Origin of the sequence: Flavobacterium pygoscelis, from assembly GCF_023162025.1 — a bacterium.
In the GTDB taxonomy this organism is placed as follows: Bacteria; Bacteroidota; Bacteroidia; order Flavobacteriales; family Flavobacteriaceae; genus Flavobacterium; species Flavobacterium pygoscelis.
The window spans coordinates 461,938-477,224 of the sequence record NZ_JALNUB010000002.1; the positions used below are offsets into that span (position 1 = coordinate 461,938).

A 15,287-nucleotide genomic window follows, 5' to 3' on the forward strand; every position below is an offset into this window, starting at 1 on the left:
TTAAAAACAATTTGAAATTATAAACTAGCATCTGGTGTGGTAGAATTATCTTCCGGAACCACCTGAAACTTTGTTCTCTTACTTCCTTCGTACATTTCGTACTTTACCAAACGGGCTTCTAATCCTGCATTAAAAAGTTTAATTTTTCTAGAAGGCTTTAATCCCACATATTTTAATGCTTCTAAATTAGCTGTAATCATCCAAGCATTGGTACCTGGATAATTTTTCTTCAAGGTGTCACCAATACTTTTATAAAATTCCTCCATGTGAATATCCAATCGTTCATCATAAGGCGGATTGAACACTAAGTGCAATTTCCCTTCTGTTGTTTTTTCAGTATCAAAAAAGTTATTTTCCTCGATAGTTATATAGTCATCAAGATTCGCATTTTTTATATTGTCTTTTGCTTTCTGAACGGCACTTGGTGCTTTATCATATCCTTTAATCGTATGATGAAACTCACGAACGCGTTTCAATAAACTATCAGATATAGCGTCAAACAAATTATTATCCCAATCATTCCATTTTTCGAAAGCAAATTCTTTACGATTAATGTTTGCTGGAATATTACAAGCAATCATCGCCGCTTCGGCAAGAAAAGTTCCAGATCCACACATTGGATCTAAGAAATCAGTTTGTCCGTCCCAACCCGAAAGCAATAAAATTCCTGCAGCCAAAACCTCATTTATGGGAGCAATATTGGTAGCGGTTCTATAACCACGTTGGTTCAAAGCATTACCAGAAGTATCAAGCGCGACAGAAACTTGATCTTTATCAATATGAATATTAATTCGCAAATCAGGATGCACTTTATCAATACTTGGTCTTTGACCTGTTCTTTCGCGAAATTGATCCACAATGGCATCTTTACACTTTTGTGAAACAAACTCAGAATGATTAAAATATTCAGAATGTACTGTTGTATCAATCACAAAAGTTTGATTGGCACCAATTAACTTAGACCAATTCACTCCAGAAATACCTTTGTATAAAGCTTGTTCATTATTGGCTTTGAAAAAATAAATCGGTTTTAATATTTTCAAAGCAGTACGCAAAGCTAAATTTGCTTTGTACATAAATCCTTTGTCTCCCTTAAAACTTACCATTCTCACGCCTTGCTCTACATTTTGCGCGCCTAACATTTGCAATTCTTTTGCTAATATCTCCTCAAAACCAAAAAAGGTTTTGGCAACCATTTTAAAATTATCTTCCATTTTTCTATAAATTCCAACAAGTAAATCCTAACTGTATCAGCAACAAAAAAACATTTTTGAGAGGTACTTTAGTAACACTACTTTTTATCGGAGTAAGTATTAAAAAAATATATGCTTTTGTTCTGTTTGTATCGCAGGGAAATAGTTCTTTTTCTGCAAAAATACACTAAATTTGCATCAATCGAATTAATTGAAAAAGAATAAATGTCTGAAGCTCAAAAACTGTCAACAGAAAATCAAGTAAAACCAGCAGAAAAGTGGTACTCTTCCTGGTTTGACACACCATATTATCACATTCTTTATAAAGAACGCAACTATAGAGAAGCGCAAGTTTTCATGGATAATTTAACACATTATCTAAACCTTCCTGAAAAAGCAAAAGTATTGGACTTAGCCTGCGGAAAAGGTCGTCACTCTATTTATTTGAATCAACTGGGTTTTGATGTACTTGGTGCAGATCTATCCGAAAATAGTATAGCCGAGGCGAACAAAAATGCAAACGAAACCTTACACTTTAAAGTGCACGATATGCGAGTGCCTTTTGAGGAAAAATACGATGCAATTTTCAATTTATTTACCAGTTTTGGATATTTTGAAAATGAAGAAGACAATTTAACAACTTTAAAAGCCATCAAAGAAAGTCTATCTGAATATGGATTTGCAGCAATCGATTTTATGAATGTGCACCAAGTTGTTAACACTTTGGTTCCAGAAGAAACCAAAACTGTTGATGAAATTGATTTTCACATCAAACGTTATTTGAAAGACGGTCACATATACAAAGAAATTGATTTTGTAGATAAAGGGCAACAGTTTCATTTTACCGAAAAAGTAAAAGCATTAACGCTTCAAGATTTTGAACAATTGATGGAGGAAGCCGGAATCTACTTATTGGATATTTTTGGTGACTATAAATTAAAAAAATTTCACAAAACAGAAAGCGAGCGATTAATCATGATTTTTAAATAAATGAATTATCTTTTACCCTTACTTTCGGTCCTTTTAGGATATTGTATTGCTTTGGTTTTAAGACCAAAAAACAAAACCAATCTAAAGCTACTATTGGCTTTTAGTGGTTCCTTCTTGCTTTCCTTAACTGTAATGCATTTACTACCAGAAGTGTACGCAGTACATAATCATGACGTTGGTGAAGTCCATAATGATACTGCAGGAATCTTTATTATGATAGGAATTTTATTCCAAATTATTTTAGAATTTTTCTCCAAAGGTGCAGAACACGGACATGTTCATGGAAATCCAAACCTTTCTCATATTCCATGGTTATTGTTCATTAGTCTTTGTATCCATGCGTTTTTAGAAGGTTTCCCTGTTGGTCATGATCACGGAAAACTAGCATTAGGAATTGCTATTCATCATCTTCCTATAGCTATTATTTTAACTACTTTTTTCATCAATTCGCATTTAAACAAGAAAGCAATTTTTGCTTTTATGCTCACATTTGCATTGATGACGCCTTTAGGAACATTGGCATCAGAATATCTTACAGGTTTAAACGAGTATCACAGCCAAATTACAGCTATAGTAATTGGAATATTATTTCATATTTCTTCTACAATTATCTTTGAGAGTAGCGAAGGACACAAGTTTAATATCGCCAAAGTTTCTATGATAGTAATTGGAATTGCATTAGCCTATTTTTTATAAATTTATAATTTGAACGTTCTATTGAAATTAAAAAGCGATTTATCACAAACCTTCCCAATAGAAATTAATTTTTATTATTGCTTATAATTTACTCAAATATATCATTCACAGATCGCAAGTTTCCCTATATAATTTAGAACCGTATTTAAAATGACCTTCACAAAGACTACAGAACAGCCTTCAAAGTACCAACATTTAGAAAAAATGTCAGTTAAGGATGTGATTTACAATATGAATCAAGAGGATCAAACTGTTCCACTTGCTGTTGCAAAAGCATTACCTCAAATTGAAAATTTAATAAATGCAATTGTAGCCAAAATGAAATTAGGCGGCCGTTTATTTTATATTGGAGCAGGAACATCCGGTCGTTTAGGGATTGTAGATGCCTCAGAATGTCCTCCTACCTTTGGTGTTCCATTCGATTTGGTTATCGCAATTATTGCTGGCGGCGATACTGCCATTCGCAAAGCAGTAGAAAATGCAGAAGACAATACCACTCAAGCTTGGTTAGATTTACAACAACATAACATAAATGAAAAGGATGTTGTAGTAGGAATTGCTGCATCAGGAACAACGCCTTATGTAATTTCTGGTTTGGAAGCATGTAATAATAGAAATATTATTACGGGAAGTATTTCCTGCAATTTAGGAAGTCCGATTTCACAAACTGCAAAATTTCCCATAGATGTAGTTGTAGGTCCAGAATTTGTTACCGGAAGTTCTAGAATGAAAGCAGGAACTGCACAAAAGCTTGTCCTTAATATGATAACAACTACCACTATGATTCAGTTAGGGAAAGTAAAAGGTAATAAAATGGTCGATATGCAACTAAGCAATAGTAAGTTGGTAGATCGTGGTGTAAAAATGATAATGGATGAAATTGAAGTTCCTTATGAAAAAGCTAGCGAACTATTAAAAGAGTTTGGTAGCGTAAGAAAAGCAGTCGATTATTACAGTGTAAATCAACATTAATTCAGGTACATTTACTACTTGAAATTTAATTTTAAATTCAAAAAATGGCAACTAACAAACTTCTTTTAAATAAAGGACTAAAATATTTAGCTGGTGCTTTACCGCTTTTGTTTTTAGGACCGGCAGTTATTTATAATGCTTTTATTAATAAACAAAATGTATGGCATTATCTTGTATTGGCTGTAGGAATTATATTTTGTGGTATTGGAGTTTATCTTGCATTTTTAGGTTTGAAAACAATGGTAAAAAGTTTATTTAACGACTAATGGAAGACTTAATACACATTCAGAAAACATTTGAAAAAGTAGACTGGATCAATAAGAGAATTAATCATCGAGAATTTGAAGATTGTACTTTTAAAAATTGTGATTTTTCGAATAGTGATTTTTCGAATAATAGCTTTATGGATTGTGAATTTATTGATTGTAATTTATCAATGATTGACCTTACAGCGACAAGTATGAAAACGGTTGGTTTTAGGAACTGTAAGTTATTAGGAATCCATTTTAATAAATGCACGGACTTCTTATTTACAGTTACTTTTCAAGATTGTGTTTTAGATTATTCGTCATTTGCCAATAAAAAAATGCCCAAAACAAAGTTCAATTCTTGTTCGTTGAAAGAGGTAACTTTTACAGGCGCAAATCTTACACAATCTAGTTTTGAAAATTGTAATCTTGATAATGCTATTTTTAATGATACGTTATTAGCAGGCGTTGATTTTACATCAGCATACAATTACAGAATTGATCCTGAATTTAATCCTATGAAAAAAGCTAAATTTTCGATGCAAGGAATTCCTGGTCTTTTAGATAAATACGATATTAAAATAGTATAATTGTACTGCCCCAGATGGAAGTGAAAATCCCGCAGGGAATAAAACTATTTTTTCTGGACAAAAAAGAGCGACTGGAAGAAGCTCCTTTTTTGTCATTAGAAAAAAAGTTTTATAACCGAGGAATTGCAATGTACAGCTGGAATAGGCCCTAATAATAAAAAATAAAATATGAAAAAGTTAATTTTACTTCCCCTACTCTTATTACTAATTTCGTGTTATGATGGGGAACGCAATTGCAAAGATTTTAAAACTGGAAAATTCAAGTTTGAACATACGGTTGATGGAGTAAAAAAAACAACTGTTTTTGAACGCAATGACAGTATTGAAATTGAAACTTATGAAGGAAAAACAGATACGGCTTCGGTACGATGGATTAGTGATTGCGAATATGTGTTAGTTAAATTACATCCAAAAAACAAAGCAGAAGAAAAAGCTATCAACATGAAAATTTTGACTACTACGAAAGATTCTTATACATTTGAATTCGGGATGATCGGTTCAGATACCAAACAAAGAGGAACTGTAACTAAAATTTCAGATTAATTTTTCTATAAAATTATAAACTATAACGAATAAAAAATGGAAGTATTTTTAAATCCAGATGCATGGATTGCCTTGTTGACCTTAACTTTTCTTGAAATCATATTGGGAATTGACAACATTATATTTATATCAATTGTAACCGGTAAATTACCAGTAGAAAAACGTAAAAAAGCGACACAAATCGGTTTGTTTTTAGCCATGTTCATGCGTATCGCTTTGCTTTTTGGAATTACGTTGCTAATTGCTATGAAAGAGCCTTTTTTCAGTATAAATTGGACTTGGTTTAGTGCTGATTTTACGGGTCAAGCGATGATCTTATTATTAGGAGGTTTATTTCTAATTTATAAAAGCACCAAAGAAATTCACGAAAAAGTAGATCATAAAGGGGAAGAAGAAAAGGATTTAAAAACTACTGCAGCAAAATCATTTGGAAATGTAATTTTCCAGATTTTATTAATTGACCTTATATTCTCTGTAGATAGTATTTTAACCGCTGTGGGAATGACCAATGGTGTTACTGGTGCATTGTATATTATGGTAACTGCTGTAGTGATCTCGGTTGGAGTGATGATGCTTTTTGCGGTTCCAGTAGGGAATTTTGTAAACGCCAATCCATCGATACAAATTTTAGGTTTGGCTTTCTTAATCTTGATTGGTTTTATGTTGATTACAGAAAGTATGCACTTATCTAATGCTGCTTTAGTGGGAGAACATGTAGGTGCAGTTCCTAAAGGCTATTTATACTTTGCCATTGCTTTTTCATTAGCAGTGGAATTCCTCAATATGAAAATGCGAAAGAAAAATTAATTTGATTTTATAAAAAAAGCGCTCAATGAGCGCTTTTTTTTATTCTAAACTTAAGGTTATTTGACCATCATCATCTAATTCTAATGCTGTTTCGTCTAGATTATCATCCATTGCAATTTTCTCTGGAACAACCTCAACTGGAAGTTCATAATGCAGTGGCTCTAGAAGGTTTACCTGTTTTAATTTATCAGTTGTCAATTGATTCCCTAATGCTTTAAATCCTTTCACAGCAATGTAGGATTCAATATCAACTGTCATGCTTTCTTTCTGAACTCCTTTTATTTTTGGGAAAATTATTTCTGCAACTGGTCGATAATCCGTTGACACAATTTCTAATTGTGAATTGGGATGCTCAGTAATAAAACTTTCTTCTTTATTTTCTGTTTCGACTAAGAAACGCTTTATGTAATACCGTTCTTTTTCACCATCGTAATAAATGGCAGAAATTGGTTTCTTTGGAATCCATTTTTCAAGAACGACCATATCTTGATCAAAATGCGTAGCTAATTCTGGCGTGATTACTTTTAATTTTCCTGTTTGGGAAATTATCAAAATTTTATCACTCGGTCTAAATTCGCCAAGTAATTCTCCTCTTCCATCTACATTTAATCGTTGTACTGTATCGTCAAACCAAACTTTTCGAGGCAAAAGAGTCGAAATTCCTTTCTCTTTCAATTCGATTTTTTTGATGGGATATTTGGTAACCAAGTTTCCTTTTGAACTTCTACCTTTTATTGCCAGATTAGCAAAATCAATATCGAATTTCAATTTTTTAACTGTTCCTATTTGGCGTAGCAAAATAGTAATTACCTCCGCTTCTCCATTTGGATTACACGAAAAATACACTACTTGTGATCCTGCGGTTTCATTGGTTAAATCGTAGGCTTTGTCACGTGTTACACCCGAAACATTAAAACGTTTTATATACGAAGGTCCCGATTTTCCATCACGATAAATCATGTTATAAATCGTTCGTTTATCGCTTTTGTCAAAAATGGCAATGTGAATAATATCTTTACCCACAAAGGTTTTAGCATCCACTTTTGTAATCATCATTTTTCCGTCACGAAGAAATACAATTACATCATCAATATCCGAACAATCGGTTACGTATTCATCTTTTTTCAAACTTGTTCCTACGAAACCTTCTTCTTTATTTACATACAATTTCGTATTACGCAATACTACTTTTGTAGCTTCTATATCATCAAAAATACGAAGTTCCGTTTGACGTTCTCTGCCTTTTCCGTACTTCTCTTTTAATTTGGCAAAATAAGCAATAGCAAAATCAATCAGATGTTCTAAGTGGTGTTTTACTTGTTCGATATCACCTTCTAGCGCTTCAATTTTATCTTGTGCTTTATTGCTGTCAAATTTAGAGATACGCATGATTCGGATATCCAATAAACGTAAAATATCTTCTTCGGTAACGGCGCGTTTTAAATGCTGAATATGTGGTTTTAAACCATCATCCACCGCTTTTAGTACGGTTTCACGAGTAGTCATTTCCTCAATATCACGATAGATTTTATTTTCGATAAAAATTCGTTCTAAAGAAAGAAAATGCCATTGCTCCTCTAATTCACTCAGTTGAATTTCAAGTTCACTTTTTAGTAATTGTACCGTTCTGTTTGTTGAAATTCGCAACATGTCAGAAACACCTACAAATAGCGGTTTGTTATCTTCAATCACACAACCCAAAGGCGCTACCGAAGTTTCACAAGCTGTAAAAGCAAATAAAGCATCAATGGTTTTATCAGGAGAAACTCCCGGAAAAAGATGAATTAATATCTCTACATCAGCCGCGGTATTATCTTCAATTTTTTTTATTTTGATTTTACCTTTATCATTGGCTTTCAAAATACTATCAATCAAAGTCGTAGTATTAGTCGAAAACGGGATTTGGGTAATCACCAATGTATTCTTGTCGAGTTGCGCAATTTTAGCACGAACACGAACACGTCCCCCACGTAAACCATCGTTGTAGTTAGAAATGTCAGCAATTCCTTGCGTCATGAAATCCGGATACAAGGTAAAAGGTTTTCCTTTTAATATTTTGATAGAACAATCTATTAACTCATTAAAGTTATGAGGCAATACTTTCATCGACAGTCCAACCGCAATTCCTTCAGCTCCTTGCGCTAAAAGCAACGGGAATTTTACAGGAAGATTATTGGGTTCGGCACGACGACCATCATACGAAACACCCCAATCTGTAATTTTTGGAGAATATAAAACCTCCAAAGCAAACTTAGACAATCGCGCTTCAATGTAACGAGAAGCTGCTGCTCCATCACCAGTTAAGATATTCCCCCAGTTTCCTTGACAATCAATTAATAATTCTTTTTGGCCTATTTGCACCATTGCATCACCAATACTCTGATCCCCGTGAGGATGGTATTGCATGGTGTGACCAACTACGTTTGCTACTTTATTATACCGACCGTCATCCAATTCTTTTAGCGAGTGCATGATTCTGCGTTGTACTGGTTTAAAACCATCTTCAATCGCAGGAACGGCTCGCTCCAGAATTACATATGAGGCATAATCCAGAAACCAGTCTTTATACATTCCCGTAACTTTGGTAATGGTATCGTTTCCTTCTTCTTGATTATCGTAAAAATGCTGTCCGCCTGAAGTTATGATATCGTCAAATCCTTCGTCGTTTGACTCGTTAGAATCCTTCGTTTCGTTTTGCGATTCGTCTTCGTTTGTTATGATGTTATCTTCGTCTTCGTCTTTCATAAAAATGCTTAAAACTCAAATTATGGCGCTATAATAACTCCATTTAAATTCTTCTATATTTGTTCAATCAAATGGATTAATTCCTCTTTACTTGGCAAGACCATTTTATATTTACTAGCAAAAATTTGTTCATTATTTTCTGGTAATGTGTATTCTACAACTAAATCACTTTTATTCTGACAAAGTACGATTCCAATTGTTTTATTCTCCTCTTCGAAACGCATTTCTCTGTCATAATAATTCACATACATTTGCATTTGACCTAAATCCTGATGTTTTAAATCTCCTATTTTTAAATCAATAAGAACGAAACATTTTAATATTCGGTTATAAAAAACCAAGTCGATTCTAAAATGTTTATCATCAAAAGTGATTCTTTTTTGTCTGGCAACAAACGTAAAACCGTTCCCTAATTCTAACAGAAATTGTTCTAATTTATTGATAATTTCTTCTTCAAGTTCATTTTCCGAATATTGATTTAACTCTGGTAAACCAACAAATTCAAGAATGTAAGGATCTTTGATTATATCTTTTGGCTTCTCTATAATTTGTCCTTGTTGAGAAAGTTTCAAAATTCCTTCTTTATCTCTGCTTAAAGACAATCTCGTATATAAAGCAGTATCATATTGTCGCTTTAATTCCCGAACGCTCCAATTATTTTTTGCAGTTTCGATTTCATAAAAACTTCTTTCTTTTGCATCATCAATACGCATTAAGAATATGTAATGAGTCCACGTAAGATTGAATGAATTATTGTTTTTAAATAACGTAGTCATTGACTGTGTTTTTCCTTCCTCATAATTCGTCATCAGTGATGACGAATTTAAATCATCAGAAATCCGCATCAACGATGCGGAAATTGAATAAGTTAAATAAAACTTCCTCATTCTCTCCAAATTATCTATTGAAAATCCCTTTCCAAACTCTTGATTCAGCTCTTTTGAAAGTCCTTTTAATAATTGCTTACCATACTCAGCGCGATCTTTTCCATTTTGTTCTTCTTCTACAATCATTCGACCAATCTCATAATAAGTATAAACCATAGTTTGATTTATAGCTCGCACTACTTGTTGCTTTGATTGCTGAAGCAAATTGACAACTTGAGAGAATAACGAATTATTTTGAAGATTTTCTGACATCAATTATAGTATTCTTTATTTCTATTTAAAAATCTAATTCAATCTCGATTTTTTTTTAATTTTTAAAAATCATAAATGCAGTAGCAAGTCCAACAACAAAAGCAATAACCAGATAAAACATCTCTTTTTTACGTATCATATAATTATATTATTATTAGTTCTTTTCAATCACATCCAATTCCACCTTCAAATTCTTAATGATAAATTCTTGTCTGTCAGGCGTATTTTTACCCATATAAAAAGACAATAATTGCTCAATCGACGTATTTTTATCCATCATTACAGGATCTAAACGAATAGTTTCTCCAATGAAGTTTTTGAACTCATCTGGCGAAATCTCTCCCAAACCTTTAAATCGGGTAATTTCTGGTTTAGGTTTCAATTTTTCAATCGCTTCTTTTCGTTCGTCGTCTGAATAACAATAAATCGTTTCTTTCTTGTTTCTAACTCTAAAAAGAGGTGTTTGCAAAATATACAAGTGTCCTTCTTTTATCAATTCAGGAAAAAACTGAAGGAAAAAAGTAATCAACAACAATCGAATGTGCATTCCATCGACATCCGCATCAGTTGCAATTACAATATTGTTATAACGTAATTTTTCTAATCCATCTTCAATATCTAGCGCCGCTTGTAATAAGTTGAATTCTTCATTTTCATAAACAATTTTTTTACTCATTCCGTAGGAGTTCAATGGCTTTCCTCGTAAACTAAAAACGGCTTGTGTATTAACATCACGGGATTTTGTAATCGATCCCGAAGCAGAATCTCCCTCAGTTATAAAAAGTGTGCTCTCTAAATTTCTTGGGTTTTTGGTGTCTGGAAGATGCGCGCGGCAATCTCTCAATTTTTTATTGTGAAGATTTGCTTTTTTAGCACGATCTGTAGCGAGTTTTCTAATTCCTGATAATTCCTTACGTTCTCTTTCAGCTTGCAAAATTTTACGCAATAATGCTTCTGCAGTAACCGGATTCTTGTGTAAATAATTATCTAATTTTGTTTTCACAAAATCATTTACAAAAGTTCGTACCGAAGGCATTCCTGGATCTGAACCTATATCTGTAGAACCCAATTTAGTTTTGGTTTGTGACTCAAAAACAGGTTCCATTACTTTAATACTAATCGCACTTACAACCGATTTACGAACATCAGAGGCTTCAAAACTTTTATTGTAAAACTCTCTAATGGTTTTTACAATTGCTTCACGGTATGCTACTAAATGGGTTCCTCCTTGAGTGGTGTTTTGACCGTTTACAAAAGAGTGGTATTCCTCGCTATATTGTGTTTTACTATGCGTTAATGCCATTTCGATATCCTCTCCTTTCAGGTGAATGATAGGATATTCTAAATCTTCAGCGTTAATCGTAGCTTCTAATAAATCTTTAAGTCCGTTTTCAGAATAGTATTTTTCTCCATTAAAAATAATCGTCAAACCATTGTTTAAGTAACAATAATTTTTGACCATTTTAATAACATACTCTAAACGGAATTTGTAATTCTTAAAAATAGTTTCATCGGGCGTAAAAGTAACTTTCGTTCCTTTTCGCTTAGTGGTTTCGATTATATCTTCTTCTAAAACTAAATTTCCAGCGGAGAATTCTGCTGCTTTTTGTTTTTCGTCACGAACGGATTCCACACGAAAATAATCAGACAAAGCATTTACTGCTTTGGTACCAACACCATTTAAACCGACTGATTTCTGGAAGGCTTTGGAATCGTATTTTCCTCCCGTATTCATTTTAGAAACGACATCAACTACTTTGCCTAACGGGATTCCACGACCATAATCCCGAACCGAAACTGTTTTATCTCTAATAGTTACTTCGATGGTTTTTCCAGCTCCCATCGCAAATTCATCGATACAGTTGTCTAAAACCTCTTTTAAAAGAATATAAATACCATCATCTGGCGAGGAACCATCTCCAAGTTTCCCGATATACATTCCGGGACGCATGCGAATGTGTTCTTTCCAGTCGAGTGACCGAATATTATCTTCGGTATATTGATTTTGATCGGACATTTTCTATTTTGTGGATTTTAACTTCGTTCTATTAGCCTTAGCTTTTTTGTATGGTATTGAGTGTGCTAATATAGGATATCTCAATATATTTTAAAAGAGCTACACTTCAAAATTATTAAAAATGATTTGACCTTTATAAAATCGATTCATTTAAAGATTCTATTCCTAAAACTTGTTGTGCCAAAGCAATCATTTTTGGAGTTCCTGTATGTTTATTTTTCTCATCTGATAATTTCACAACAGCTTCCCAATGACTGTTTTCAGGTTTGGTATCAGTAAGTTTAATTACCATATTCATAGCTGGCAAACCTACATCATTACTAAGATTTGTTCCAATCCCGAAAGACATTTTTATCTTTCCTCTACAAAAATCAGCAATGACTTTTACTTTTTCAAAATTCAAAGAGTCGGAGAAAACAATAATTTTTGATTTCGGATCAATTCCCATTTTTTCGTAATGCTCAATTGTTTTTTTGGCAAACTCAATTGGATCGCTACTATCGTGTCGAACACCGTCAAAAAGTTTGGAAAACTTTTTATTAAACTGTTCAAAAAACACTTCGGTTGTGTATGTATCCGTTAAGGCAATCCCTAAATCTCCTTGGTATACTTTTGTCCAATTTTCGAGACTAACCGCATTCGCTACTTTAAATCCGTATTCCGAAGCATGATACATAAACCATTCGTGAGCATGTGTTCCCGATGGTTTTCTGTTTTGTAACATGGCTAAATGCACGTTACTTGTTCCTAAAAAACTATTTGCACCAAAAGTATCTAAGGTTTCGTTAACCAATTTTTGGACTTTATAAGAATGACGGCGACGCGTTCCGAATTCTAAAATTACAACTCCTAAATCATTATAATTCTGTATTTTTTCTTTGGTGATTCGTTTTACTTCTTCATCGTCCACACGAATTAAATTTTGAGAAGTATAAAAAAGCTCAGAAATTAAAGCCATCAAGGGAACTTCCCAAAGAATCGTTCGGTACCAATATCCTTCAATAACTACTTTCAAGTCACTTCCCTCCTGCTCAATGGAAACTTCGGTAGGATCGTATTGATAGCCTTGTAAAAAATCCAAATAAGTTGGATCCAAATAAGGACAATTATCGGCAAGGAATTTTTTTTCGGTTACTGTCAATTTCAAATAAATCATTTGATCAACTGCTTTACGAAGTAAGTCAGCGAAATGAGTTGGAAATTGATGTTTACCACGATTAATAAATGCGTACCGAACTTTAGCCTTTGGAAAAAGTTTGATGACAGCATGTTGCATCGTAAATTTGTAAAAGTCATTATCTAAAATGGAATGTAATCGTACTGAAGTCATATATTTTTAAAAATTATCTGCGATTATTTTTTGAAGTTCATTTCGCATCTTATCGTTTTTAATTTCTTCTTTTTCAATATCAAAATTAGCCTCAAAACTTGGTAAGGAGAATGTCGCTTTTACATTTCCTCCATAAAAAGGAAATGCATTTTTAGCAACTCCTAAAACGCTGGTTGCACCATTTGCTCCCGTAGAAGTTGACATTAAAAGCATTGGTTTGTCTTGAAAAACATCTTTTCTAATTCTGGTGCACCAATCAAAAATATTCTTAAAAGCCGCAGCGTAATTTCCGTTATGTTCTGCCATAGAAACTACCAAAATATCAGCAGTATTAATCTTGTCTAAAAAAGCTTGTGCCACACTATGTTTTCCTGTTTCTTTTTCTACATCAATACTAAATAGCGGAATCTGGAAATCGTTTAAATCGAGTATTTCTACTTCCGCATTTTTGAATAAGGAAGCTGCGTAAGTGGCTAATTTTTTATTAATAGAGTCATTACTTGAACTTGCGCCAAAAGCTATAATTTTCATAAAAATTTATTTTTCTTAAATGTACTAAAAAATAAATTGTAGCAATCCCTTTTTACCCCAGATTGTAGTGTAAAGCATTTTTCAAGAAAGCTTATTTTTTTCTTGACCAGAAAGAGCGACTGGAAGAAGCTCCTTTATGCTCTTAGAAAAAAAAGCTTTCTAGGAAAATCTTGAAACAGAAAGCTGGAAATAGGTACAAAAAAAACCGCTAAATTTCTTTAGCAGTTTCTATTTTTCTTTGTAAAATATCTTATTATACGTTAAAACGGAAATGCATTACATCACCATCTTTTACGATATATTCTTTTCCTTCTACTTTGAATTTTCCTGCTTCTTTACATTTAGCTTCTGAACCGTAATGAACGAAATCTTCGTAAGCAATAACTTCTGCACGGATAAAACCTTTTTCAAAATCAGTATGAATCACTCCTGCTGCTTGTGGCGCAGTTGAACCAATATTGATGGTCCAAGCGCGAACTTCTTTTACACCTGCGGTAAAGTAGGTTTGTTGTTTTAATAATTTGTAAGCTGCACGGATTAAAACAGATGCACCTGGCTCGCTCAATCCCATATCTTCTAAGAAAACTTGACGCTCTTCGTAGCTTTCAAGCTCCGTGATGTCAGCTTCAGCTCCTACAGAAAGTATAATAACTTCAGCATCTTCATCTTTTACTAATTCGCGAACTTGATCTACATATTTATTTCCGCTAACTGCTGAATTTTCATCTACATTACAAACATACAAAACTGGTTTTGCTGTAATTAATTGGAAAGATTCCATCAAAACTTCTTCATCATTACCTTGAGGTGTAATGGTACGAGCTGATTTTGCTTGTAACAATGCTTCTCTGATACGATCTAAAAGTGCTTTTTCAGTTTGTGCTTCTTTATTTCCAGTTTTAGCAGCACGATTTACTTTTTCTAAACGTTTTTCAACCGTTTCTAAGTCTTTTAATTGCAACTCAATATCAATCGTTTCTTTGTCACGAATTGGGTTTACATTTCCATCAACGTGAACGATATTATCGTTATCAAAACAACGTAAAACGTGAATAATAGCGTTACACTCTCTAATGTTTCCAAGAAATTGATTTCCTAAACCTTCTCCTTTACTAGCTCCTTTTACCAATCCTGCAATATCTACAATATCAACAGTAGCCATTTGAACACGCTCTGGTTTTACTAATTCCTCTAGTTTTTCTATTCTTGGATCTGGTACGTTTACAACTCCTATGTTGGGCTCGATAGTACAAAAAGGAAAATTAGCACTTTGCGCCTTTGCATTTGACAAACAATTAAATAATGTTGATTTTCCAACATTTGGTAACCCTACAATTCCTGCTTTCATACTATTTAAGTTTACAAATAGCAGTTGCCCGCTACGCGTTTTTTTATAATTTCTTTTTAAAGTCTGCAAATATAAGATTTAATAAATGTTTGGTAGCATAATCATTAAATTAATGCCCTTGTTATTTATTTTTAAAAC

At 33.1% G+C, this 15,287-nt stretch carries 14 protein-coding genes; 7 read left to right on the forward strand and 7 right to left on the reverse strand.

Translation table 11 applies throughout. The annotated features are described in order from the left end of the window. Window positions 1–17: 17 nt before the first annotated feature. Window positions 18–1,214 carry a THUMP domain-containing class I SAM-dependent RNA methyltransferase gene (locus MW871_RS04240; protein ID WP_188051528.1) on the reverse strand — a complete coding sequence of 399 codons (1,197 nt, stop codon included), beginning with the start codon at window positions 1,212–1,214 and terminating at the stop codon, window positions 18–20. Between the two features lie 204 nt (window positions 1,215–1,418). Between MW871_RS04240 and MW871_RS04245 the strand changes: the two genes are divergently transcribed. The 7 genes from MW871_RS04245 (at window position 1,419) to MW871_RS04275 (ending at window position 6,039) form a co-directional block, all read left to right on the forward strand. After that, window positions 1,419–2,183 (forward strand): class I SAM-dependent methyltransferase, encoded by a 765-nt coding sequence (locus MW871_RS04245; RefSeq protein WP_248427670.1) that lies wholly within the window; start codon window positions 1,419–1,421, stop codon window positions 2,181–2,183. Next, window positions 2,184–2,879 (forward strand): ZIP family metal transporter, encoded by a 696-nt coding sequence (locus MW871_RS04250; protein WP_188051530.1) that lies wholly within the window; start codon window positions 2,184–2,186, stop codon window positions 2,877–2,879. A 150-nt stretch (window positions 2,880–3,029) separates the two neighbouring features. Further along, complete coding sequence (murQ, locus tag MW871_RS04255; protein WP_248427671.1) at window positions 3,030–3,851, forward strand: N-acetylmuramic acid 6-phosphate etherase; 822 nt, start codon at window positions 3,030–3,032, stop codon at window positions 3,849–3,851. 44 nt (window positions 3,852–3,895) lie between these two features. Next, window positions 3,896–4,117: a DUF6095 family protein gene (locus MW871_RS04260; protein WP_188051532.1), complete on the forward strand. Its 222-nt coding sequence runs from the start codon at window positions 3,896–3,898 to the stop codon at window positions 4,115–4,117. Continuing rightward, entirely contained in the window at window positions 4,117–4,689 is a 573-nt protein-coding gene (locus tag MW871_RS04265; RefSeq protein ID WP_248427672.1) for a pentapeptide repeat-containing protein, read from the forward strand. The genes MW871_RS04260 and MW871_RS04265 overlap by 1 nt, the downstream gene beginning before the upstream one ends. 168 nt (window positions 4,690–4,857) lie before the next feature. After that, window positions 4,858–5,232, forward strand: coding sequence for a DNA topoisomerase IV (locus tag MW871_RS04270; RefSeq protein WP_188051534.1), 375 nt, complete (start codon window positions 4,858–4,860; stop codon window positions 5,230–5,232). 36 nt (window positions 5,233–5,268) lie between these two features. After that, complete coding sequence (locus MW871_RS04275) at window positions 5,269–6,039, forward strand: TerC family protein (RefSeq protein WP_188051535.1); 771 nt, start codon at window positions 5,269–5,271, stop codon at window positions 6,037–6,039. A 39-nt stretch (window positions 6,040–6,078) separates the two neighbouring features. On the opposite strand, the gene MW871_RS04280 is transcribed toward MW871_RS04275, so the two are convergent. The 6 genes from MW871_RS04280 to ychF form a co-directional block, all read right to left on the reverse strand. Next, entirely contained in the window at window positions 6,079–8,784 is a 2,706-nt protein-coding gene (locus MW871_RS04280) for a DNA gyrase/topoisomerase IV subunit A (RefSeq protein WP_248427673.1), read from the reverse strand. Between the two features lie 53 nt (window positions 8,785–8,837). Continuing rightward, entirely contained in the window at window positions 8,838–9,923 is a 1,086-nt protein-coding gene (locus MW871_RS04285; protein WP_248427674.1) for a PDDEXK nuclease domain-containing protein, read from the reverse strand. Window positions 9,924–10,077: 154 nt separating this feature from the next. Next, window positions 10,078–11,940: a DNA topoisomerase IV subunit B gene (locus tag MW871_RS04290; RefSeq protein WP_188051538.1), complete on the reverse strand. Its 1,863-nt coding sequence runs from the start codon at window positions 11,938–11,940 to the stop codon at window positions 10,078–10,080. A gap of 133 nt (window positions 11,941–12,073) precedes the next feature. Beyond that, window positions 12,074–13,270 (reverse strand): nicotinate phosphoribosyltransferase, encoded by a 1,197-nt coding sequence (gene pncB, locus MW871_RS04295; RefSeq protein ID WP_248427675.1) that lies wholly within the window; start codon window positions 13,268–13,270, stop codon window positions 12,074–12,076. A 6-nt stretch (window positions 13,271–13,276) separates the two neighbouring features. Then, window positions 13,277–13,801: an NADPH-dependent FMN reductase gene (locus MW871_RS04300; protein ID WP_248427676.1), complete on the reverse strand. Its 525-nt coding sequence runs from the start codon at window positions 13,799–13,801 to the stop codon at window positions 13,277–13,279. Between the two features lie 253 nt (window positions 13,802–14,054). Continuing rightward, a complete protein-coding gene (ychF, locus tag MW871_RS04305) occupies window positions 14,055–15,149 on the reverse strand; it encodes a redox-regulated ATPase YchF (protein WP_248427677.1) in 1,095 nt (364 codons plus the stop codon). Between the last annotated feature and the right edge of the window lie 138 nt (window positions 15,150–15,287).